A 22,231-nucleotide genomic window follows, 5' to 3' on the forward strand; every position below is an offset into this window, starting at 1 on the left:
CCATGGCTCTCATCAAGAAACCGTCCGCGTCAGACATCGGTGGCGCCCTCGTGTCGATCGTCCCGGTGGTGGCCTCCGGGCCGACCGCGAACGTCCTGCGTCACCTGGCCGACTACGCCATCAACGGGGTCGCGAGGCTGCCCGGCGCCCGAGAGGCCGCGGCCACCGCGCTCGGCCGCCAGCGGGGCGGCACCGAGGCGGCCATCGACGCCGTCGCACGCGCCCACACCTCCATGGCCGGCGCCCAGGGCTTCGTGGTGAACCTCGGCGGGGCCGTCACGGCCGTTGCCGGCATCCCCGCCAATCTCGCCGCCATCACGGTGATCCAGACGCGCATGGTCGCGGCGATCGCCCACCTGCGCGGCTATGACCTCGACGACCCCCGGGTGCGCCAGGCCATCTGGATCACGCTGTTGGGGCACCGCACGGTCGACGGCCTCATCGCCGACGGCAAGCTGCCGAGCACGCCGCTGGGGATCGCGACGGCGCCCGTCCCCGACGAGGCCCTCGAACAGCAGATCGCCGAGCAGGTGCTGTCGTCGCTGCTCGGGCGGGCGGGTACGAAACAGACGGTCGCCTTCGTCAGCAAGCGGGTGCCGGTGATCGGCGGCGGGGTCGGCCTGGCCACCGACAGCTACGTCACATGGGCCGTCGCGCGATACGCGCGCCAGCAGTTCGTCGTTCGCCGGTCGATCACGCAGTCCGGTTAGGGCCGCACGTCAGTACGGCATCTTGAGGACACGTGCACTGAGCGCGGTCGTCACCTCGTAGTTGATGGTGCGGGCCCGCTCGGCGAGTTCATCGGCGGTGATCCGCTGGTCACCATCGACCCCCAGCAGGGTGACCTTGTTGCCAGGCCGCACGCTGTGGTCGTCCCGCTCACCGAGGTCGAGCATCGTCTGGTCCATGCAGACGCGCCCGGCGATCGGGAAGCTGCGCCCGTTGACGAGCATGCGCCCGGTGTTGGAGTTCAGCCGGCTGAACCCGTCGCCGTAACCGATCGGCACGGTGGCTATCCAGCGGTCGGTGGGGGCCCGCCAGGTACGGCCATAGCCGATCGTCGTGCCGGCCGGGACGTGCTTGATCATGCTGACGCGGCTGTAGAGCGACATGACCGGTTCCAGTTCGACGGTCTTCGGCGTGGCGGGATCGGGGTACATGCCGTACAGGGACACCCCCGGCCGCACCATCGTCATGCCGGTGAGCTCGTGCCCGAGCAGCGCCGCCGAGGCGGCGCCATGGACGAGAGGGACGGGCGGCAGTCCACGAGCAGCACGATCGGCCTGGATCGCGGTGACCGCGTCATTGAACCGGCGAAGCTGGCCGACGGTGAAGTCGTGGCCCTCGGGCGTGTCGCTGATCGGCAGGTGCGTGAAGACGCCCTCCAGGACGAGCCCCAGCTCCTCGATGCGGCGGGCGACGATGAGGGAATCCTCGGGCGTGCAGCCGATGCGCCCCATTCCGGTGTCGATGGCCAGGTGAACCTTGACCTGGCCCAGGTCGCCGGCGATACGGGCGACGAGGGCCGCGCTCGCGCTGTCGACGACGGTGGGCGTGACGCCGGAGGCGAGCTGTTCCTCGAGCTCCTCGGGGAAGGAGTGCGAGAACTTCAGGATCGGCAGCGAGATACCGGCGTCGCGCAGTTCGATGCCCTCCGGCACGGTGGCGACACCGAACCAGTCGACGAGGCCGCTCCGTTCCAGGGCGTGCGCGACGGTGACGGCACCATGGCCGTAGGCATTCGCCTTGACCGCCGCCAGGACCTTGCGACCGCTTGCCCGTTCACGGAGGGCACGGGCGTTCGCCGCGAGTGCTCGCAGACTGATCTCGGCGTGGGTCGCATAGAGCATGTGCACATCTTGTCATTGCCGCGGACGGGCTTCTAGCGGGACCGGCAGCTCTCGTACCCCTCATGAATCGACCGACAGGAACTTCCCAGGGTTTCCCCTGAGGAAGTCCAAGGGTGCTACCGGGGTGACCTCGAGATCCCATCGGGAGCCGGCAGGATCCCTGCTGCCCGGGCCGCCCCGGCATAGGCGTCGGCGAGGGAGGCGACCGTCTCGTGGGCGTTGAGTCCGCTGGGATTGGGCAGGACGAAAAGCCTGCTCGCCCCGGTACCGTCGTCCCATCCGATGACCTCGGGCTGCTCGCCGGTCACGGCCCCGGGCCTGGCGAAGGCCACCCGGTAGGCTGTGATGCCGAGGACCGCGACGACTCTCGGGTGCAGCCCGGCGATCCTGGTGACCAGTTCGGCCGCCCCGGCGCGCAGCTGCTCCGGGCTCAGCTCGGCTGCCCTGGCGCTGGCCTCGTGGACGATGTTCGTCACCCCGATACCGGCCTCCCGCAGCTGGGCCAGGCCCTCGGGAGGGTAGCCGCCGGACACGTCGAAGGCCTCACCGATGATGCCCGCCGCGGCGAGCGCCGGGTAGAACCGGTTGCCCCGGGTGGCGAAGTGCGCCCCGGCTGCCGCGCTCGTCAGGCTGGGGTTGATACCGACGAGGAGCAGGCGCAGCGGGCTGGGCAGCAGATCAGGCACCCGCGCACTGCGGTAGGCCTGCAACTGCTCCCTGCTGAATCTCACGGGCCCATCCTCGGCCGAACCGCCCGGCGGTTCAACCGTGGGCGCCGGCAGCTCCCGCCGCGCGCGGTGACTCACCAGTTGATGGCGCGGGGCGCGATCATGCCGTCGGCGAGGCTCGCGACCATGACGGCCTTGATCGTGTGCATCCGGTTCTCGGCCTCGTCGAAGATGACGTCGGCATTGGCCTCGAAGACCTCGTCGCTGACCTCGAGGGCACTCATGCCGGTGGCCTCGTGGATCTGCCGGCCGATGGTGGTGCCCAGATCGTGGAAGGCCGGCAGGCAGTGCAGAACCTTGACGTCGGGGTTGCCGGTGGCCTCGAGCAGGGTCCGGTTGACCTGGTAGGCGCGCAGCAGCTCGATGCGCTCGTTCCAGACCTCCACCGGTTCGCCCATCGACACCCACACATCGGTCGAGACGAAGTCGACGCCCTCGACGGCGCCGAGGTCGTCGGTGACGGTCAGGCGGGCACCAGTGGCCTGGGCGATACGAGCCGCCACGGCCTGCACCTCGGTCTCGTTCTGCAACTGTCTCGGCGCGATGATGCGCATGTCCATGCCCGCCAGGGCGCCGGAGACCAGATGGGAGTTCCCCTCGTTGAAGCGGGCGTCGCCGATGTAGGCGACGGTGGTCTCGGCAAGGGGACGGCCGGTGTGCTCGGTCATCGTGAGCTGGTCGGCGAGCATCTGGGTGGGGTGCCACTCGTCGGTCAGGCCGTTCCAGACCGGGACGCCGGCCTTGGCGGCCAGCTCCTCGACGCGCTCCTGACCGAAACCCCGGTACTCGATCCCGTCGAACATGCGGCCCAGCACGCGGGCAGTGTCCGCGATGGACTCCTTGTGACCCAGCTGCGAGCCGGAGGGGTCCAGGAAGGTGACGTGGGCGCCCTGGTCGTGGGCGCTCACCTCGAAGGCGCACCGGGTGCGTGTGGAGGTCTTCTCGAACAGCAACGCGATGTTCTTGCCGACGAGGTGCTGGCGCTCCGCACCGGCCTTCTTCGCCGCCTTGAGTTCACCGGCGAGGCGAAGCAGCCAGGCCCACTCCTCGGGCGTGAAGTCGGCCTCCTTCAGGAAGCTGCGGCCGTGCAGATCGACTGACATGTGTTCCCCCTCACCTCACGTGGAGGGAATACTCTACCGGCCGTGCACCCAGCCGCCCGCCGGAGGACTCCGTTGCCCCCTCCGACTTGCACTTTCCCATGAAAACGAGTAGCACTGGACCAACGCAAGAATAATTAATGGATCAATGAGGGTGACTTCAATCGAAGTGCGCGCTGCACGGTGAGCGATGAGTTCGCAGCGCTCCCTTCGCCTCGGTCGTGGCCCGGCAGGGCCGTGCACCTCTGCGCTGAGGAAGGAGAATCTCGACATGGCCGCGCGCAACGAAGGGCGCCCGAGGACCGGCGAGGAGTACGAGTGGATGATGCAGGCCGCATGCCGTGGCATGGGCGATGACCTCTTCCCCGAGGCCTCGGAGCAGCAGAGCGCGAGGAGCATCTGCACGAAGTGCCCGGTCCGGCGGGAGTGCCTGGCCGTCGCACTCGACGATCGGATCGAGTGGGGCATCTGGGGCGGCATGACCGAGCGCGAGAGGCGGGCGCTCCTGCGCGAGCGGCCCTGTGTCAAGAGCTGGTGGGACGCCTTCGGCCTCAACGCCATCAAGACCACCGTGCCCGGGCGGCCGGACACGATGGCGGGCGGCACCCTCCGCCCGACCCCACTGGGCACGATGAGGAGAACCGACGTCGTCGAGACGCGCGGCCCCCTCACCGTGGCGCAGGCCGGCCCCCAGGGGAGACTGGCCGGCTACGGTGGCGCAGCAGCGCCGGGAACGGTGCATCGCGGCACTGGTCAGGAGCGGCCATGAGCCGGGCCGAACTCGTCTTCGTCTGCCTGGGCAACATCTGCCGGTCCGCGATGGCCGAGCAGGTCGCCAGGGCGAAGGCTTTCGAGGCCGGCGCCGTCCTGGACATCGGTTCGGCGGGGATCAGCGGCGAGGAGCACGGCAATCCGATCGACCCGAGAGCGGCACGCTGCCTGCGCGCCCACGGCTACGAGCCGGGCAGTCACCTGGCCCACCGCATCACCCGGGACGAGCTGCGGGCCCGTCTGCTCGTCGCCATGGAGGCCTACCAGGTCGACCGTCTCGTCAAGATGGGGGCCGATGCCGGTGCCGTGCGGCTGCTCACGGACTTCGTCCCGGGCCGCGAGGGCACCGACGTGCCCGACCCCTGGTACGGCGGTCCGGCCGGCTTCGAGTCGACCCTGGAGGTCATCGAGGCGGCCATGCCGGCGCTGCTTGCCGAGACGAGCACCTGGTGAGTCACGGCAGCGCACCACCGTACGCATGCGTGTCCCGAAGTGGCACGCGTTTTCGGGAAACCAGGGCGGCTGGGGCTCGCTCGCATCCCGTCCCCCGCCCCCTCGCCCGGGCTCGGTAGGCTTGACGCATGAGCATTCTGCTGTCCGGCGCCGGGGCGCACCAGCTGCCCGAACCCGTCGTGGCGCGGTTCGCCGGGGCGGCGGCCACGCGCAGCGGGCACGTGGGGGTCGTCGTCGACGGCGCGCAGGGCCAGGAGCTGCTCGATGAACTCACCGCCCGGCTCGGCGTCGCCGGCCAGGTCGAGGTCGAGGCGTTCCGTCTGGTGCCCGGCGAGCCCCTGGCCCTGCCGGACGATCCCGGTCGGCTGAGCGGGATCGTCATCACCGACGTCGACGGCGCCGCCCTGCTCTCCTCGCTCGGGGAGCAGCGCAGACCGCTGGCCCGCGCGATCCGCGGCGGGCTCGTCTACCTGGGCCTGGGCGCCGGCGCCCGCCTCGTCGCCAAGCACGCCATCGTCTCCGGTTCGCTGGCCGGTGGCCGCCGGGTCGCCGACGAGGCCTCCGGGGACGGCGAACTCGTCGTGGCCGACGGCCTGGCGGTCATCGGCACGACGGTCGAAACGAGCACCGACACCCGGCACCGGCTGGAGCGGGCGATCACCGCCGTCATCACGAGCCCCGCCTCGTACGCGGTGGCCCTCGACGAGGGGGTGACGCTCCTCGTCGACCCGGTCAGCGGCGCCTTCGACGCGCTCGGCGACGGCATCGTCCAGTGGGTGCACAGTGACGGCGGTGACGTACGCATCCGCCGTACTCGCGCCGTCGCCTTCCCCGCCACGAACCAGGACACCCCCGCCGCGGGCGAGACCACCCCCTCCCCGAACCCGGCCGGGGTCAATCCGTCATCATCCGCCATTGGGGAGGCCACCTGATGCCCATGCACATCCTCGTCGTCGACGACGACCAGGCCGTCCGCGACTCGCTCGCCCGGTCGCTGCACTACAGCGGCTACGAGGTCGAGACCGCCGAGGACGGCGTCGACGCGCTCGCCAAGCTCTCGGCCCAGCGCCCGGACGCCATCGTCATGGACGTGATGATGCCCCGCCTGGATGGCCTGGAGACGACACGCATGCTGCGCGCCAGCGGCAACGACGTGCCGATCCTCGTCCTGACCGCCCGGGACGCCGTGGGCGACCGCGTGGATGGCCTCGACGCCGGCGCCGACGACTACATGGTCAAGCCCTTCGCGCTCGACGAGCTGCTCGCCCGGCTGCGCGCGCTGACCCGGCGCAACCACCCCGACCAGTCCCAGCCCGACGAGACGCTGACCTTCTCGAACCTGCGTCTGTCGCCGACCACCCGCGAGGTCACCCGGGGCGGCCGGCACATCACGCTGACGCGCACCGAGTTCGCGCTGCTGCAGACCTTCATGAAGAACCCGACGAAGGTGCTCGAACGCAGCTGGCTGCTCAACGAGGTCTGGGGCTTCGAGTTCCCCACGACGGCCAACTCGCTCGAGGTCTACATCGGCTATCTGCGCCGCAAGACCGAGCAGGGCGGTGAGCCGCGCCTCATCCACACGGTGCGCGGGGTCGGCTACGTTCTGCGCGAAGCAGAGTCGTGAGAGGACTCGTCGCCCGGCTGCGCCGGATCTCCCGGCGCAGCGGACGTGACCTGCAGCAGAAGTTCAGCGTGCTCATGGCGCTCGCCGTGGCGGTCGCGGTGGCCGCCGTCGGTCTCACGACCTACGTCGTCACCCAGCGCGCCCTCTACGACGAGATCGACGAGGAACTGGTCACGGCCGCCGGCTACATGGTCACGCCGATCCAGTCCGACGTGACGAGCCTGGGCGGGCTGAACAGCACCTCGCTGGCGGCGGCGAACGTGAACGTCGTCCTCGTGAAGTCCGATCGGACGATCGTCCGCGTGCAGGACGAGCAGGTCTCGATCGAGCCCGGTGACCCGGAGATCCGGGTGGCCCGCATCCAGTACGGGAAGTCCGCGCGCACCGTCGAACTGGGCTCCACCCACACCAAGTACCGTCTCGTCGCGGTGCCGATGGCCTCCGAGGACAACGCCGGCTACGCCCTCGTCCTGGCCCGACCGCTCGGGCCGGTGCTGAGCACCATCGAGACCCTGGGCACCATCACCCTGTGGATCGGTCTGGCGTTCGTCGTGCTGGCCGCCTTCCTGGGTTTCCGCGCCGGGGCCAGGGTCATGCGGCCGCTGCGCCAGCTCTCCGACGCGGTGCGGCACGTCATCGTCACCGACCGGTTCACCCCCATCGGCTCCACGAGGGACGACGAGCTGGGTGACCTGTCACGCAGCTTCGACCAGATGATGACCTCGCTGGAGTCCAGCCGCGAACGGCAGAAGCGGCTCATCGCCGACGCGGGCCACGAGCTGCGCACCCCGCTCACCTCGATGCGCACGAACATCGAGCTGCTGGTGGCCGACGAGAACACGGGCATGCTGCCGCCGGGGGCGCGCGCCGAGATCCTCGATGACGTGGCCGCCCAGCTGGGCGAGTTCACCTCGCTGGTCGGCGACCTGGTGCAGCTCAGCCGCGACGAGGTGGTATTGCCCAGCCCCGAGCCGCTCGACTTCGCGAGCGTCGTCGACGCCGCCGTGACGAGGGCGAAGCGGCGCGGCAAGGGCCTCACCTTCGACGTGCGCACCGAGCCGTACTTCGTCGTCGGCGAGCCGGACAACCTCGAGCGGGCGGTGACGAACCTGCTCGACAACGCCGTGAAGTTCAGCCCCGAGGGCGGCACCGTCCACGTGCACCTCACCGACGGCACCCTCACCGTCTCGGACGAGGGCCCCGGCATCGCACCCGACGACCTGCCGCACATCTTCGACCGCTTCTACCGGTCCAACAAGGCGCGCAACACCCCTGGCACCGGGCTGGGGCTGTCGATCGTGGCGCACACGATCGGCGCGCACGGCGGCATGGTCGGGGCGGGCAACGCGCCGGGCGGGGGCGCCATGTTCACGCTGCGCCTGCCGCCGGCCCCGCCGGACGCCCTCGGAGCCGGGTCCGGCGAGTGACCGCTCACCGCCGCCCGGCCCGGCCGTCGCCGAGCAGCGGTGACAGCGCCAGCACGCCCGCTGCCGTGGCGGGCAGCAGGACCATGGCCATGCGCAGGCTCACCGCGTCGCCGATGGCGCCGATGACCACGGGGAAGAGCACCAGCCCCACCCGCATCACCCACATGGTGACGACCAGCCCCACTCCGGGTGCGACGCCGGCCACCCGGTCGCCGGCGTGCATGGCGGCGGGCACCATCGTCGCGATCCCCCAGCCCGAGCAGGCGAAGCCGATGAGGGCGGTGACGGGCGCGGGCACCGCGATGGCCAGGGTCATTGCGGCGATGCACAGCAGCGCCCCCAGTTGCACGGTACGCCGCTGCCCGAGCCGGTCGACGAGTCGGTCGCCGAGCAGCCGCCCTGCCGTCTGAGCAACCATGAGCGAGACGAAGCCGAGGCCCGCGACGAAGGCCGACACGGTGAACTGCTCGTTCATGTACAGCGGCGCGAAGGAGCTGCCGCCCTGCTCGATGCCCGCACCGAAGGCGCCCAGCGCGCCGAGGCCGACGAGCACCGCCAGGGTGCGCGGGTTCAGGCCGGCGGCCCGCGGCCGGCCGGCCCTGTGCTGCTCGGAGCCCGCGCCGTCGCGGGGCAGCATGAGCAGCCGGCTGAGCGCCACCAGCCCCGAGCACACGAGGATCGTCCCGGCACCCTGCGCGACGAGCGGTACCCGCAGCTGGGCCATGGCCGAGCCGGCGAGGCCTCCGGCGACGGCGCCGATGCTCCACCAGCCGTGGAAGGCGTTGAGGATCGACCGTCCGTAGGCCCGCTGCAGGACGAGCGCGTGGTAATTCATCGCCGTGTCGGTCAGCGCGTCGAAGACGCTCATGACGAGCATCGCCGCGCCGACCCAGAGCAGGGACGGGGCGACGACGAATCCCAGCAGGGCGAGGGTCGAGAGGACCTGGCAGACCGCGGCGGTGTTGCGCGAGCCGAATCTGCTCATGAGCCCGGCGGCGGCCCAGCCCAGGACGATGCCGCCGGCGGGGGCCAGGCCCAGCACGACTCCCCAGGCCGCCGTGCTGGCGTGCAGCTGCTCGATGATCTGCGGGTAGCGGGGCACGAGCGAGGAGAAGGTGGCGCCATTGACGAAGAAGATGGTCAAGACGCCGAACCGCGCCCTGACGAGCCGTTTCGGGGCTCTCGGGGGCGTCTGCCGGCTCCGCTGGTCACTGCTCATCAGCACCTGGGGAGTTTACGGCGGGATGCTCGTCCGGCCCAGCACCGTCCGCGGGACGGAGGACACGTCAACGGGCGCGGAAGCCGGTCGGCGGGGTTCAGCCCGAGCCGGCGGAGTGCGTCGCGATGTAGGCGTTGAGATCGCGAGGGTTGCGCGACTGCACGAGCACCCGGCCGGGACCGGTGAAGAGGAAGACGAAGCCCTCACCGCTCTTCACCGTGCGCCACAGGCTTCTGTTGGACTGGCGCAGCTCGACGTTCATGCCCAGGTCGTATGTGACGACGTGGCCCGTGTCGATGATGACCTGCTCGCCCGGGCCGAGGTCCATGACATCGAGGGCGCCGTAGACACTCACGATGGCCTGCCCCTCGCCGAAGGCGCGCAGGCCGAAACCGCCCTCACCGCCGAGGAGATTGCGGGCCCCGGCCCATTTCGTCTCGGTCGAGACGCCGAAGGAACTGGCCACCCAGCTGCCGCGGGTGATGAACTGTTCGCGGTCGGGAGTGATGGGCAGGGCGATGACGTCGCCGGGCAGATTGCCCACGACATCGGCCCAGCCGCCCTGCGGGGGCGCGGTGACGGTCGAGACGAAGAAGCTCTCACCGCTCAGCATCGAACGCTTCAGACCCTTCATGACGCCGCCCCCGGTCGTCGCGTCGACGGTCATGGCGGCGCTGTAGGCCATGAGGGCGCCGCTCTGCACGGTGACGGGTTCGTTGCCGGCGAGCAGGAGGCGGGCCACACCGAACGAGGGAGTGTGTCGCAGTTGGATTTCCATGCGCCCAGTCTCTCAGAGAGCCCCGCCCGGGGAACACGCGCCGGGTGAACCCGGAAACACGGCCGGGAGCACGGACTGGCGAACCACCCCCTGGGAACCAGGCAGACCACGAACGGCCGGCAGACCGCGGTCGGCGGCGCAGGTGGTCGGCGTGCACGTCCCCCTGCCGGCACGGGACGGCGGTCGCGACGTCTTCCCGCCCCCGGAGCCGGTCGTCCCCTCCCGGCGGGCGCAGGATGGCCGGTTTCGCGCCCAGGTCATCTGACGCCCGTGCCGTGCCGGCCACGGCTGCCCGATCGCGTCCGTGGCCGGATGCCCGGCACGTGCTCCGGCAGGCTCATTCGCGCGCCGCGCCGGTCGGCGCGGGCGACGGCCGGGGCGAGCAGCAACTCGACCCGGTAGCGGTGCGGCCGGTAGGGCGCGAGGGCCTGCTCGGCCGCCTCGCCGCCGCCTCGACGGCCGGTGAGCGCCACGGTCATGAGCCGCGGTGCGTGGAAGTCTCCGACGCTCCACGCATCGGGATCCCCCCAGGCCCACTGGAGCACCTTGGCCGCCGTCCACGGGCCGACGCCCGGGATCGTCTGCAGCAGGCGGGCGCGCTCTGCCCCGCTCCCGGCGCCGGCGAGGGCGCGGTCGAGTGAGGGGCAGCGGCGCATGACGGCGACCAGCGCCGCCGCGCGGCGGCCATCGACGCCGGCCCGGGTGAACTCGAAGCTCGGCACGGCGCACCAGTCCCGGGCGCTGGGCGGCAGCCGCATCCGGCTGGCCCGCTCCCCCAGCGACCCGGCCGGCAGGGGCGGGACCCGGCCGTGCCGGACGATGAGCCGGCGCAGGCCGCCGAATGCCTCAGGGCCGGTGACCTTCTGCTCGATGACGGCGGGGGCGAGCGCCTCGGCGAGGTTGTCGGTGGCGCCGATGCGCAACCCCCTGTTGGCGGCGTGCGCGGCGGCGAGCACCGGGTTGAGCGCGGTCAGGGCCCCGAAGCCGGACGGATCGTCGTGACAGCCGAGCAGGCGGGGCGCCTGGTCGAGGGACCAGGCGGCGCCCGGGCCCCAGGCGCGCACGCGCACATCGGGCCCGTCCCCGGCCAGCTCGACCAGGGCCGGGCCCTGCGGCGTGCCGGTGGCACGCAGCCAGTGACGCGGCCCGAGTCTGTGGTGCGTCGGATCGGCCGGCCCCTTGGTGATGCGCATGATCGTCTCGTCGAGCCGGCTCGCAGCGCCCCCGATGGTGCGCTGCCCGCCGGCCGGGACCCCGGTCCGCCCTGTGCTCACCCGTGTGGTCGTCATGATGGCGACGCTAGCCGTGGGCACCGACAGTCCCGGGACCGTCCGGGACCGCGTTGTCCACAGGAGTTGTCCACAATGTGTACAACTCACATGGCTGTAATTACGTCGCTGTGCTCGCCGACGGCGCGGACGAAACCCCAGCCCAGCGGCCGGGTCCGGTTCGCGCCGGCCGCCGCACGAACACCCAGGAGCCCCGGCGGCAGGTTCTCCACAATGCCCTGACCAGGGGTTTCACCAGATCTGACGAGGTTGTCCACAGCAGTTGTCCACACTGTGCACAACTACATCGGTGTAACTCAAGCCGTTGAGTGGCCCGGCCTTCCGCAGCTCATCGGGGTCGAGCCGCTCGCGGGTAGGCAGGCGGGACGCCGGTATCTGGCACACTTGGATGCGCCGACTTCGAATTCCAATGGAGGAATATCGTGACCCCGCCCATCGCCACGCTCCTGCTGGACGCTGACGGTGTGACTCAGCACAACCCGAACTTCGCGCCCGGCATGGCACGGTTGTTCGGGGACCGGGCAACCCTGTCCGAGATCCTGCGCCTGGAACCACCGTCCCTCGACGGCACGACTGACCTGCGCGCCGAGATCACCTCGTTCATCGCCGACAAGGACGTCGACGTCGATCCCGACGAGGTGCTCAATGTCTGGCACGAGACCCACACCGTGCCCGGTGTCTTCGACCTGCTCGACGAGGTACGCAGGCACGGCGTGCGCATCTATCTGGCCACGAACCAGCAGCCCCGACGCGGCAGGCGGATGATCGCAGAGAAGGGCTACGAGCTGCACACCGATGGCGCCTTCTACTCCTACCAGATGGGCGTCGCCAAGCCCGACCCGCGTTTCTTCCAGATCATCCTCGACGAACTCGGCTGCGATCCGCGTACCACCTTGTTCATCGACGACGTCGACGAGAACGTCGAGGCGGCCCGCGCCCTCGGCATCCAGGCAGTGCTCTTCGAACGCGACTCGGGAACGACCGGCCTGCGCGCCGTGCTGCTCGAGCACGGCCTCATCGTCCCCTGACCGGCCATGACGGACCCCGGACCCGGGACGGCCGGGCCTGCCGGGGCTCCCCGGCGCCGTTACCATGGGGGCGTCGGCGGGTCCCGACCGCCGACGGCACCCGGGCGCCGCGACGTGGCGGCGCCGAGGCGGGCCCGGCCCGCCAGGTGCGGCAACGATCCATGAGGTCCCTGATGAGCCGATACGTGCTGGCCCCCGATTCCTTCAAGGAGTCGCTGACATCGGTGGAAGCCGCCGAGGCGATGGCAGCCGGTGTCCGCGACGCCGACCCCTGCGCCGAGACCGTCCTGTGCCCCCTGGCCGTCGACGACGAGGGATTCGCGCAGACGCTGGCAGCCGCGCTCGGGGCCGAGCCGATCGACGTGCCCGTGCACGACGCCATGGGCGAACCAGTGGCTGGGGTCATCCACCGGATCGGCGACACCGTCATCCTGGACGCCGCCTGCGCCTGCGGCCTGGAACGGGTCGAGCCGGCCCGCCGCGACGTCCTGGCCGCCGACTCCTTCGGTGTCGGCGAGCTCATCCTCGCGGCTCTCGACGCCGGGGCGCGCAGACTCGTCGTCGCCCTGGGGGGCTCGGCGTCGAACGACGGCGGCGCCGGGATGATGGCGGCACTCGGCGTGCGATTCCTCGACACCCGGGGCGAGCCCGTCGAGACGAGCCCGACGGGTCTGGCGCGCCTGGCCAGCCTCGACGTCAGCGGTCTCGACCCGCGTCTGGCCGATCTCGAGGTCGAGGCGGCCAGCGAGATCTCCGCGCCCCTCCTCGGCGCCCACGGGGCGAGCGCGGTCTTCGGCCCGCAGCGGGGGGCGGCACCGCAGCACGTCGCCCTGCTCGACACCCTGCTGACCCGCCTGTCGGCCCTCAGCGGGACACGCGGCGTCTCGATCTCCTCCGCCCCGGGCGCCGGGGCCGCCGGAGGCCTGGGCTGGGCGGTTCTCACCTTCCTCAACGGCCGGATGCGTTCCGGTGCCGAACTCGTCATCGAGGCCGGCGGCCTGCACTCGGTCCTGCCGGGCGCCACGGCGGTGCTCACCGGGGAGGGCACCGTTGACGCACGGAGCCTCACGAGCGCGACGACTGCCGGGATCACGGCGGCCGCCGACGGGCCCGGGGTCCCGGTCGTCGTCTTCGCCGGGCGCATCCTGGACGGCGCCCGCGTCCTGCTCGACCGGGGCGTGACCGAGCTCGTCACCATCACGCCGGAGGACGCCCCGTTGGACGAGGCGCTGGCCTCGGGCGGCCAGAATCTGCGCACCGCGGTCGCGGCCTGGGTGCGGTCACGGTCCTGAGCAGGCTCAGGCCTCGATGTCGAGCATCTCGGCGGTCATCGCCCAGACGCGTTCGGCGAGCTTCCGGTTGCGGGCCTGGGAGCTGGTGCCGGCGCGTTTGCGGCCGACATAGTATTCGCCGGGCACCCAGTCCTCGCCGGGGGTGCCCTCTGCGAGGAAGACCATGTCCTCGGCCGCCGCGGCGGGCTTGGTCATGAGCATCCTGCCCAGCCGCGAGCGGTACCACCAGCCGAGCCAGCCGCCGACGTCGTGGGCGAAACCGCTGGCGACGATTCCGGGGTGGAAGCTGATGGCGCTGACCCCCAGATCCCCGAAGCGCCGCTGCAGCTGGCGGGTGAAGAGGATGTCGAGCAGTTTCGAGTTGGCGTAGGCGCGCATGACGCCCCAGCCCTTCTCGAGTTGCAGATCGTCCAGGTCGAGCCGGGCGAAGCGGTGTCCGACGGACGCCGTGGTGATGACCGTGGCCTGGGACCGGGCGAGCCTGGGCATGAGCAGATTCGTCAGCAGGAAGGGCGCCAGGTAGTTGACCTGGAGGTCCTGCTCGTAGCCGTCGGCGGTGACGCGGCGGCGTGGGGCGCTGGCCCCGGCGTTGTTGATGAGCACGTCGATCCGCTCGTAGCGCTCGTCCAGCTGGCGGGCGAGCTCGCGCACCTGGTCGAGGTGGTTGAAGTCGGCAAGGAAGTAGTCGGCGCCGATAGGGCGGGCGGTGTCGGCGGTGCGCTGCGGGTTGCGTCCGACGAGCACCACCTTCTCGTTCCGCTCGGTGAGCTGCCTGGCTGCTTCGGCGCCGATGCCGCTGCTCGCTCCGGTGATGACGATCGTGCGTCCGCTCATGGCCACCAAGTCTAGGGGCGGACGACCCGGCCGCGCATGGTGTGAGAAGGGATCGGGTGGCTGGTGGTGGCACGCGCCGGCCGGCCCGGCCCCGCGCAGCCGTGGGCCCGCCGGTGTTCACGCTGGGCCGGCTCATCAATTGACCGGTCGTGGGGTCACCGCGGCTCCGCGCACGGAGCCCGGGCCGCTACGTCCACTCGGGGCTGGCGATGATCTCGCCGTGCGGCATGCAGAACCAGCCGTCGGGGTTGGCGCCCCAGCGCTCCCAGCCCTGCGCGATCTGCTCGATCTGCTCCGGCGTGCAGCCCTGCTCGGCGGCCTGGGCCGCGAAATTCGAGCAGCGGACCCGCCGGGCCTGGCTGCTGGCCCACCACGAACGCGAGTCGTCGTCGGCGTAGGTCCAGGTGGACGAGCCGGCGCTGATCACGCGCAGCCCGGCCGTGTTGGCCCAGGACAGCAGGCGGCGCCCGGCATTGGGCTCGCTGCCGTGGGCGCGCGCCCCCGCGCTGTAGATCTCACGCCAGCGGCTCAGCGCCACGCTGGCGGGGAACCAGTGCATGCCCGCGTAGTCGGCGTCCCGCGCCACGACGATGCCGCCGGGCGCGCACATCTGTCCCATGGTCTGCAGCGCGGCGACGGGGTCGGCCAGGTGCTGGAGCATCTGGTGGGCGTGGACGACGTCGAAGCCGCCGGCCTCGACCGGCGGGTCGAAGACGTCGCCGACGAGGAATCGCGTCCGCTCGTCCCCCCAGGGCCTCCGCCGCCCGGCTCGCCGCCTCGATGGCGGCGGGCGCGGCGTCGACGCCGACCACCTGCCCCTCCGGGCCGACGATCCGGGCCAGGTCGAGGGTGATCGAACCCGGACCGCAGCCCAGGTCGAGGACCCTGGCGCCGGGCTTGAGCCGGTCGAGGAAGTAGCCGCAGCTGTCGGCGGCCGTCCTGGTGGCGTGGGAGACGAGCACGCTCTGGTCGTGGCCGTGGCTGTAGTCGGCCAGGGTTGAGTCGTCGGTCACTGTGGTCATCCTGAACTCCACGAGTCTGGTCCTGCGGTGGACGGCCGGCCAGTCGGCGAACCGGCAACGCCAGCCGGGCCCGGAGGGCACGCCCCGGTCCCAGCTAGGAGTCTGTCACTGACCGAACGGTCCCGGTGCCCGTTTCGGGGAACAACACCGGCCCGGATGGCCGGATCAGCCGGGCGGAGGCCCTGACCGGCTGTCCTGGCCCCGATTGCCCGAGGCCGTGACGGAGCCGTCATGCCTGGCGCGACGCCCCGGACGCGGCTGGGCCGCACGTTACCGTCGTTGCGGCAGACCGGGACTCGATCCGACGCTCTGGACGCGGTTGGGCCGCACCCCGCAGGGTGCGGCCCAACCTGTCCTGTTCCGGGACGCCTCAGGCGGGAACGACCTCGATGGTGAGGCGCAGCTTCACGGCATCGGTGAGCTTGATCTGGACGGCATGGGGGCCGAGCTGCTTGATCGGCTTGACCGGCGTGATCGCGCGTTTGTCGAGAGCCGGGCCGCCGGCCTTCTTGACGGCGACGGCGATGTCCGAGCCGGAGACGGCGCCGAACAGCTTGCCCGACGGCGAGACATTGGCCGGCACCTGGACGGTGAGGGCCTCGAGCTGCTCGCGCAGCTGCAGGGCGTGCTCGTTGTCGCGGATCGTGCGTGCGTTGCGGGCCCGCTGGATGCCCTCGATCTGCTTCGCGGTGCCCCGGGTGTAGGCGATCGCGTAGCCCTGGGGCAGCAGGTAGTTACGGCCGTAGCCGTCCTTGACCTCGACGACATCACCGGCGACGCCAAGATGCTGGACAGCGGACGTGAGAATGAGCTTCATGTCGGTGATCCCCCTTCTCAGCGGTTGTTCGAGGTGTAGGGCAGCAGAGCCATCTCACGCGCGTTCTTGATCGCGATGGCGACCTTGCGCTGGTCCTGCACGGACAGGCCGGTCACGCGGCGGGCGCGGATCTTGCCGCGTTCGGAGATGAACTTGCGCAGCGTGGCGGTGTCCTTGTAATCGATGTTGTCGACGTGGGTCGTCTTGATGGGGGCGACCTTCTTCTTGTTCACAGACTTGCGCTGTGGACCGGCCATTGTGGTGCTCCTTCGGTCGTGCGGGACCGCCGGGCGGTCCCCTGAGCCCGGTGTTCTGTCACCGGAATGTGCCTTGGTTTGTCTGGTGGATGATGACGGGACCCGCTGCCCTGACGGGGCGGGCCTGCCGCTCAGAACGGCGGTTCGTCGCTCTGGGCGTTGGCCCACGGGTCGTTGACCTGCTGGGCCTGGCCGCCACCTTGGGGCGCCTGGTTCCAGTCCTGCTGGCCGCCTTGGGCCGGCTGCTGGTAACCGGACTGCGTGGTGTTGCCGTACGAGGACTGCGCTCCGCCGCCGGACCAGTTGCCGCCGCCACCGCCGGGCGGAGTGCGGGTCACCCGGGCCGTGGCGTAGCGCAGCGAGGGGCCGATCTCGTCGACCTGCACCTCGAACACCGTGCGACGGTTGCCCTCACGGTCGTCGTAGCTGCGGGCCCGCAGCCGGCCCTGCACGATGACGCGCATGCCCTTGGTCAGCGACTCGGCCACGTTCTCGGCGGCCTGCCGCCAGACGGAGCAGTTGAGGAACATCGCCTCACCGTCGCGCCACTCATTGGTCTGGCGGTCGAAGGTGCGTGGCGTGGACGCCACCGTGAAGTTGGCGACCGCCGCCCCCGAAGGGGTGAAACGCAGCTCGGGATCGGCGGTGAGATTGCCGACGAGTGTGATCTGGGTCTCGCCTGCCATGGTGTGTGCCTTCTCTCTGTCCTTGCTCTTGTCCTGGGCTTGTCTCGTCCTCGGTTCCCGACGTCCTGGGCCTCCTGCTCCCGTGCCGGGCGTGCGCGGCTACTCGGCGTGCCCTGACGTGAGTCAGTGTGTCCCGCGAACAGCCCTTTTGACGCTCCGGCCCCGAGGAGCCGGGTCAGACGTCGATGCGCAGAACCTTCGTCCGGAGAATCTGCTCGTCGATCGACATGAGACGGTCGATCTCGGCGACGGCCGCGGGCTCAGCGGTCACGGTGCAGACCACGTAGTGCCCCTCGGTCTTCTTGTCGATCGGGTAGGCCAGGTGACGACGACCCCAGATGTCGACCTCGTCGACGGTGGCGCCTTCGGCGACCAGACGCTGGCCGTACTTGTCAACGATGGGCTGCAACTGCCGGTCGTCGACGTCAGGGCTGATGATGGCCATGATCTCGTACTTGCGCATTGCGAACTCCACCTCCTTCGGTCTCGACGGCCATGGGCGGGTCCCATGGCAGGAGGGCAAATGCTCGGCTGCGCACGGGTGCGCGCAGCCGGGAACCGATTCTACGCGACGACGCCCCGATTGGCTAAGCGCTGCCCGCCGGCCGGGAACCAGTTGCCGTGAACCCCACGACGACCACCGGACCGGCCCTCACCAGGCCCGCGGCGCCGGACATGCTCTGATGCTGCACGGCGGTGGGGACGGCGAAGCCCGCACCGGGGCGCGGCGCAGGGTGGCGGGCGGGTCGATGCGGCGGCGAGCGGCGAGACCGGCTCGGCCGCCGCGGCGGGGAGGCCCGCAACCGCGCCCGCCGGCGAGTGCGGCCGGCCAGGACGCTCGTTTGACCATGAGCTAAGGCTAGCCTTGCACCTCCGTGCGGATTCGTTGTCCGCCGACCGGCGCTCACCAACACTTCAAGGGGAGCACATCAATGTTGTTTCCACCGAAGGAGTCTCCATGAGCACGTCCCGCCACGACTCGGCACTCAACAACGACCAGCGCGCCCGGGCGCTCGACGAGCTGACCGGACCGGAGGGTCTCGACGTCCTCGTCGTCGGGGGCGGTGTGACGGGCGCGGGCATCGCGCTCGACGCCGCGGCCCGGGGCCTGCGCACCGGCATCGTCGAGATGGGCGACTGGGCGTCCGGCACCTCGAGCTGGTCCTCCAAGCTCGTCCACGGCGGCCTGCGCTATCTCTACCAGCTCAACTTCGCCCTCGTGCACGAGGCGCTGACCGAGCGGGGCCGGCTGCTCACCCGCAACGCACCGCACCTGGTGAAGGCCCAGCCCTTCCTGTGGCCCCTCAAGCACGAGTACGAGCGCGTCTACTCGGCGGTCGGCGTCGGCATGTACGACGCCCTGGCCGTCGCCGGCGCCCGCGGCCACCGCACCGTCCCGCTCCAGCGGCACCTGACCCGCAAGGGCACCGCCGCCCTGGCCCCGGCCCTCGACACGAGCAGGCTCGCCGGCGCCATCCGCTTCTACGACGCCCGCGTCGACGACGCGCGCCTGGTCATCGACCTGGTCCGCACGGCCGTCGGCCTCGGAGCCGCGGCGGCGAACCGCACCAAGGTCACCGGCTATCTCACCGACGACCACGGCCGGGTCGTCGGCGCCCACGTCCTCGATCTGGCCACCGGCGCCGAGCACGACATCCGCGCCGCCCAGACGATCAACGCCACCGGCGTGTGGACCGAGCAGACGCAGGACCTGGCCACCCCGGACGGCGGCCTGAAGGTGCTCGCCTCGAAGGGCATCCACATCGTGCTGCCCAAGCAGGCCATCGACGCCGAGACCGGCATCTTCCTGCGCACCGAGAAGTCGGTGCTGTTCATCATCCCGTGGCCCGATTACTGGGTCGTCGGCACCACCGACACCCCGTGGGAGGGCGACGTCGCCAGGCCGATCGCCACGGCCGCCGACATCGACTACGTCCTCGACCACGCCAACGAGGTGCTCGCCACGAAGATCAGCCGCGACAACATCATCGGCGTCTTCGCCGGCCTGCGCCCGCTGCTGCAGCCCCGGCTCAAGCCCGGCTCGGAGGCCTCCTCGGCGAAGGTGTCCCGCGAGCACACGGTCAGTCGCGTCGCCCCGGGGCTGACCTCGATCGCCGGCGGCAAGCTGACGACCTACCGGGTCATGGCGGCCGACGCCGTCGACTTCGCGCTCGGCGAGGCCCGGGCCCATGCGCACCCGTGCGTGACGCAGGACCTGCAGCTCGTCGGCGCCCCCGGCTACCACGAGCTGGTGGCCCGCGCCGGTGACATCGCCCGCGAGCGCGGCTGGACGCTGGCCCGCGTCATGCACCTGCTCGACCGGTACGGCGACGAGACGACGGACCTGCTGGCCACGATCGACGCGGACCCAGCCCTGGGGGCGCCGCTGGCCGCGGCTCCCGGCTATCTGCGCGCCGAGGTCGCCTGGGCCGTCACCCGCGAGGGCGCCGCACACCTGGACGACATCCTGCTGCGCCGGGTCCGTCTCGACATGGAGCAGCGCGACCGCGGGCTGGGGGCGGCCGACGAGATCCTCGAGATCGCCGCCCCGCTGCTCGGCTGGGACGAGGCGCGCGCGGAGGCCGAGAAGTCGGCCTACGCCGAGCGGGTGGCCCAGCTCGCCGCCGCCGAGACCGAGCAGACCGACGAGGCCGCCGTCGCCCACCTGACGAAGCCGGTCTGACCGGCCTCCCCGCGCCGGGTCCCGTGCGACGGCGCCTGCGGCGACGAACGGCCCGCAGGAGGTCGTCTCTTGTCGCCGCCGCCCCGTGCCCGGCCCTGTCCACGGGGGCCTGTCCAGGGGGCGGGGTCTCTGGCCCGCCGCATGGGCGGACCGGCGCGGCTCAGCGCGGCGGGCCGGGGATGAGCACCTGGCCGTCCTGGGCCCAGGCGACGAGGCCCCCGGCGAGGACCAGGGCGTCGAAACCGCTCTCGCGCAGGGCACGGGCAGCGGCCCCGGCCCGGGAACCGGTCGAGCTCACAACGATGATCGGTTTGCCGGTCTCGGCCAGCGGGTCGTCGCCCCAGATGGCGTCGACGGGTGAGGCGGCGAGTTCGCGCGGGTCGACCAGGCGTGCGCCGGGTATGTGGCCGCGCTCGTACTCGGGTCGGGAACGCACGTCGACGAGTACCGCGCCCGAGGCCATCGCGTGCAGGGCCGAGGTGACGTCGACCTGCCCCTCGGCGGGTGTCCCGGCGCCGTCGTCCTTCTTCCTGCGCAGCCAGCCCATGCCGCGATTGTAGAGGAGCCCGCACCGGGCGCGGGCCGTGCCGGCCGCCCGGTGCGGGCGGCCCCGCAGCCGCCCCTCGGGCCATGCCGGCGGACGTAGATTGGTGCGGTGGACCAGCAGCGCGCACGGATGCCCCGCGGCGTCATCATCCTCGGCGTCATCGCACTGTTCGTCGGGCTGGGTTTCGGTGTCATCGTGCCGGTGCTGCCCCTGTTCGCCGGCTCCTTCCAGGCGAACGACTTCATGGTCGGCGTCGTCGTCTCCGCGTTCGCCGCGGTGCGCCTGGCCACGAGCCCGTTCAGCAGCCAGGTGATGACACGGATCGGGGCGCGCACCACCCTCGGTGTCGGCCTGCTGCTCGTGGCGGTCTCGAGCGCCCTCATGGGCATCGCCCGCAGCTACTGGTGGCTGCTCGGCTGGCGCGCGGTCGGCGGGGTCGGCTCGGCCCTGTTCACCGTCTCGTCGATGACCGTGCTCCTTGCCGTCGTGCCCGAGACGATGCGCGGGCGCGCCACCGGGTTCTACCAGAGCGGGTTCCTCATCGGGAGCATGGCGGGCCCGGCGGTCGGCGGGCTGCTGGCCGGTATCAGCCTGCAGGCCCCCTTCGAGTTCTACGCGCTCACCCTGCTCGTCGCCAGTGTCCTCGGCCTGGTCCTGCTGCCGAGGACGCTGACCGGCCCGGACGCCGCGGGCGACCAGGCCCCGCAGGGGGCCCCGATGCGCCGGGTGCTGCGCGACAGCCGCTACCAGGCAGCCCTCGTCGCCAATTTCGCGCAGGGCTGGAACTCCACCGGGGTGCGCAACGCGCTCATCCCGCTCGTCATCACGGTCGGGCTGGGCCTGAGCGCCACGTGGACGGGCACCGTCTTCGCGATCGCCGCCGTCATCCAGACCGTCGCGGTCATCCCGGTGGGCCGTTTCGTCGACACCGTCGGCCGCCGCCCGGCCATGCTCGCCGGCTCGCTCGTCATGGCGGCCTCCCTCATGGCCGTCCCGCTCAGCGGCTCGATCGGGATGGTCATCGCCGCCATGTGCGTCTACGCGGTCGGCGCGGCGGCGATGAGCACCGCCCCGGCCGCCAGCGTCGGCGACGCCACCGGCGGCGTGCAGGGCGGTACTGCGGTGGCGGTCTTCTCGATGTGTAACGACGGCGGCGCGATCGTCGGGCCGCTCGTCGCCGGGGCCGTCTCCGACGCCTTCGGGCGCGCCCCGGCCTTCGCCGTGGGCGTGGCCTTCCTCCTCGTCAGCGCGCTGGTCGCGGTGCGCATGAGCCCCATGTCAGCGACCAGGACGCCGCGCAACCGGACTGTTTAGACCTTGGGTGACCCCGACCGGCTGTGCCGCTGATGAGCCGGACCTCAGTCGTGCGGGACGGGCTCTACGGAGTGAATGGCGGACGACGGGCAGTTCATTACAGATGGTTCCCCGTATGTGGTGAGCAGTAGACCCTGGCCGATGAGCCCGGTGGACGCAGGCTCGGGGAGGCTGTCGAGCGTGCGCATTGAGGGCCGTTCCGTCGGCGGAACAGCCCGATGGCGCAGGCGCCACAGGCCGAGGACTGCGAGCAGCTCGAGGAGTGTCGTAGTGAAATGCCTAGTGGGAGGGTGTTGGCTGGTCACCTAGGGGTGTTTCTGGGGGTTTTCTGGGGGTGTGGTGGTACTGCCGGAAGGGCCGGCCGGTCGATAGCTTGCTGCTGGTTTGTGGATGGGCTGTTTCGTGTTCACCCCCGTCTGGGGCCGTGTGGGTCCTGGGCTGGCATGGAGGAGGTCTTGACCGGTCATGGGTATGAAGTTCGCGATGGAGGGTACGGCGCTGGCTGATCACGC

At 71.3% G+C, this 22,231-nt stretch carries 22 protein-coding genes and 2 pseudogenes; 10 read left to right on the forward strand and 14 right to left on the reverse strand.

Annotated elements, in window-relative coordinates; translation table 11 throughout:
- Positions 1–2 precede the first annotated feature (2 nt).
- Positions 3–710, forward strand: coding sequence for an EcsC family protein (locus tag D9T14_RS09085; protein ID WP_119161444.1), 708 nt, complete (start codon positions 3–5; stop codon positions 708–710).
- A gap of 9 nt (positions 711–719) precedes the next feature.
- Here D9T14_RS09085 and alr read toward each other — a convergent pair whose 3' ends face one another.
- The 3 genes from alr to argF all read right to left on the reverse strand — a co-directional run bounded on the left by alr (position 720) and on the right by argF (position 3,681).
- On the reverse strand, positions 720–1,850 hold the full coding sequence (gene alr / locus D9T14_RS09090) for an alanine racemase (protein WP_119161530.1): 1,131 nt from the start codon (positions 1,848–1,850) through the stop codon (positions 720–722).
- A gap of 116 nt (positions 1,851–1,966) precedes the next feature.
- Positions 1,967–2,581 (reverse strand): mismatch-specific DNA-glycosylase, encoded by a 615-nt coding sequence (locus D9T14_RS09095; protein ID WP_119161443.1) that lies wholly within the window; start codon positions 2,579–2,581, stop codon positions 1,967–1,969.
- A 71-nt stretch (positions 2,582–2,652) separates the two neighbouring features.
- Positions 2,653–3,681: an ornithine carbamoyltransferase gene (argF, locus tag D9T14_RS09100; protein WP_119161442.1), complete on the reverse strand. Its 1,029-nt coding sequence runs from the start codon at positions 3,679–3,681 to the stop codon at positions 2,653–2,655.
- Positions 3,682–3,949: 268 nt separating this feature from the next.
- Between argF and D9T14_RS14250 the strand changes: the two are divergent.
- The 5 genes and pseudogenes from D9T14_RS14250 to D9T14_RS09125 form a co-directional block, all read left to right on the forward strand.
- Positions 3,950–4,219: pseudogene (locus tag D9T14_RS14250) on the forward strand (WhiB family transcriptional regulator); the annotation flags it as partial.
- A 224-nt stretch (positions 4,220–4,443) separates the two neighbouring features.
- Positions 4,444–4,902 (forward strand): low molecular weight protein-tyrosine-phosphatase, encoded by a 459-nt coding sequence (locus D9T14_RS09110; RefSeq protein ID WP_119161440.1) that lies wholly within the window; start codon positions 4,444–4,446, stop codon positions 4,900–4,902.
- A gap of 128 nt (positions 4,903–5,030) precedes the next feature.
- On the forward strand, positions 5,031–5,834 hold the full coding sequence (locus tag D9T14_RS09115) for a type 1 glutamine amidotransferase family protein (RefSeq protein ID WP_147434119.1): 804 nt from the start codon (positions 5,031–5,033) through the stop codon (positions 5,832–5,834).
- Between the two features lie 5 nt (positions 5,835–5,839).
- A complete protein-coding gene (locus tag D9T14_RS09120; protein WP_269471262.1) occupies positions 5,840–6,526 on the forward strand; it encodes a response regulator transcription factor in 687 nt (228 codons plus the stop codon).
- Positions 6,523–7,953 (forward strand): sensor histidine kinase, encoded by a 1,431-nt coding sequence (locus D9T14_RS09125; RefSeq protein ID WP_310648471.1) that lies wholly within the window; start codon positions 6,523–6,525, stop codon positions 7,951–7,953. Before D9T14_RS09120 ends, D9T14_RS09125 begins: the two co-directional genes overlap by 4 nt.
- A 4-nt stretch (positions 7,954–7,957) precedes the next feature.
- Here D9T14_RS09125 and D9T14_RS09130 read toward each other — a convergent pair whose 3' ends face one another.
- The 4 genes from D9T14_RS09130 to D9T14_RS13670 all read right to left on the reverse strand — a co-directional run bounded on the left by D9T14_RS09130 (position 7,958) and on the right by D9T14_RS13670 (position 11,496).
- Positions 7,958–9,172 carry an MFS transporter gene (locus D9T14_RS09130; protein ID WP_119161436.1) on the reverse strand — a complete coding sequence of 405 codons (1,215 nt, stop codon included), beginning with the start codon at positions 9,170–9,172 and terminating at the stop codon, positions 7,958–7,960.
- Between the two features lie 97 nt (positions 9,173–9,269).
- A complete protein-coding gene (locus D9T14_RS09135) occupies positions 9,270–9,950 on the reverse strand; it encodes a TIGR00266 family protein (RefSeq protein ID WP_119161435.1) in 681 nt (226 codons plus the stop codon).
- Positions 9,951–10,207: 257 nt separating this feature from the next.
- A complete protein-coding gene (locus tag D9T14_RS09140) occupies positions 10,208–11,239 on the reverse strand; it encodes a DNA-3-methyladenine glycosylase family protein (protein WP_126464152.1) in 1,032 nt (343 codons plus the stop codon).
- An 86-nt stretch (positions 11,240–11,325) separates the two neighbouring features.
- Entirely contained in the window at positions 11,326–11,496 is a 171-nt protein-coding gene (locus D9T14_RS13670; RefSeq protein ID WP_170175633.1) for a hypothetical protein, read from the reverse strand.
- Between the two features lie 165 nt (positions 11,497–11,661).
- Between D9T14_RS13670 and D9T14_RS09145 the strand changes: the two genes are divergently transcribed.
- On the forward strand, positions 11,662–12,267 hold the full coding sequence (locus D9T14_RS09145; RefSeq protein WP_119161433.1) for an HAD family hydrolase: 606 nt from the start codon (positions 11,662–11,664) through the stop codon (positions 12,265–12,267).
- A gap of 173 nt (positions 12,268–12,440) precedes the next feature.
- Positions 12,441–13,559 (forward strand): glycerate kinase, encoded by a 1,119-nt coding sequence (locus D9T14_RS09150; protein ID WP_119161432.1) that lies wholly within the window; start codon positions 12,441–12,443, stop codon positions 13,557–13,559.
- A gap of 6 nt (positions 13,560–13,565) precedes the next feature.
- Here the strand turns inward: D9T14_RS09150 and D9T14_RS09155 are convergent, their stop codons facing one another.
- From D9T14_RS09155 to rpsF, 6 genes and pseudogenes are all read right to left on the reverse strand, one after another.
- Positions 13,566–14,393 (reverse strand): SDR family NAD(P)-dependent oxidoreductase, encoded by an 828-nt coding sequence (locus tag D9T14_RS09155; protein ID WP_119161431.1) that lies wholly within the window; start codon positions 14,391–14,393, stop codon positions 13,566–13,568.
- Positions 14,394–14,580: 187 nt separating this feature from the next.
- Positions 14,581–15,415, reverse strand: a pseudogene (locus D9T14_RS14255) (methyltransferase domain-containing protein).
- Positions 15,416–15,785: 370 nt separating this feature from the next.
- On the reverse strand, positions 15,786–16,232 hold the full coding sequence (gene rplI / locus D9T14_RS09165; RefSeq protein ID WP_119161430.1) for a 50S ribosomal protein L9: 447 nt from the start codon (positions 16,230–16,232) through the stop codon (positions 15,786–15,788).
- A 17-nt stretch (positions 16,233–16,249) separates the two neighbouring features.
- Positions 16,250–16,489 carry a 30S ribosomal protein S18 gene (gene rpsR, locus D9T14_RS09170; protein ID WP_119161429.1) on the reverse strand — a complete coding sequence of 80 codons (240 nt, stop codon included), beginning with the start codon at positions 16,487–16,489 and terminating at the stop codon, positions 16,250–16,252.
- Between the two features lie 131 nt (positions 16,490–16,620).
- Positions 16,621–17,175 (reverse strand): single-stranded DNA-binding protein, encoded by a 555-nt coding sequence (locus tag D9T14_RS09175; protein WP_119161428.1) that lies wholly within the window; start codon positions 17,173–17,175, stop codon positions 16,621–16,623.
- A gap of 175 nt (positions 17,176–17,350) precedes the next feature.
- A complete protein-coding gene (gene rpsF / locus D9T14_RS09180; protein ID WP_119161427.1) occupies positions 17,351–17,638 on the reverse strand; it encodes a 30S ribosomal protein S6 in 288 nt (95 codons plus the stop codon).
- A gap of 495 nt (positions 17,639–18,133) precedes the next feature.
- On the opposite strand from rpsF, the gene D9T14_RS09185 reads away from it, so the two are divergent.
- Positions 18,134–19,858, forward strand: coding sequence for a glycerol-3-phosphate dehydrogenase/oxidase (locus D9T14_RS09185; protein WP_119161426.1), 1,725 nt, complete (start codon positions 18,134–18,136; stop codon positions 19,856–19,858).
- Between the two features lie 160 nt (positions 19,859–20,018).
- On the opposite strand, the gene D9T14_RS09190 is transcribed toward D9T14_RS09185, so the two are convergent.
- Complete coding sequence (locus D9T14_RS09190) at positions 20,019–20,405, reverse strand: rhodanese-like domain-containing protein (protein WP_119161425.1); 387 nt, start codon at positions 20,403–20,405, stop codon at positions 20,019–20,021.
- 108 nt (positions 20,406–20,513) lie between these two features.
- Here D9T14_RS09190 and D9T14_RS09195 point away from each other — a divergent pair, with 108 nt between their 5' ends.
- Positions 20,514–21,719 (forward strand): MFS transporter, encoded by a 1,206-nt coding sequence (locus tag D9T14_RS09195; RefSeq protein ID WP_232012428.1) that lies wholly within the window; start codon positions 20,514–20,516, stop codon positions 21,717–21,719.
- Positions 21,720–22,231: the final 512 nt, after the last annotated feature.

This window comes from Propionibacterium australiense, assembly GCF_003666605.1.
In the GTDB taxonomy this organism is placed as follows: Bacteria; Actinomycetota; Actinomycetes; order Propionibacteriales; family Propionibacteriaceae; genus Propionibacterium; species Propionibacterium australiense.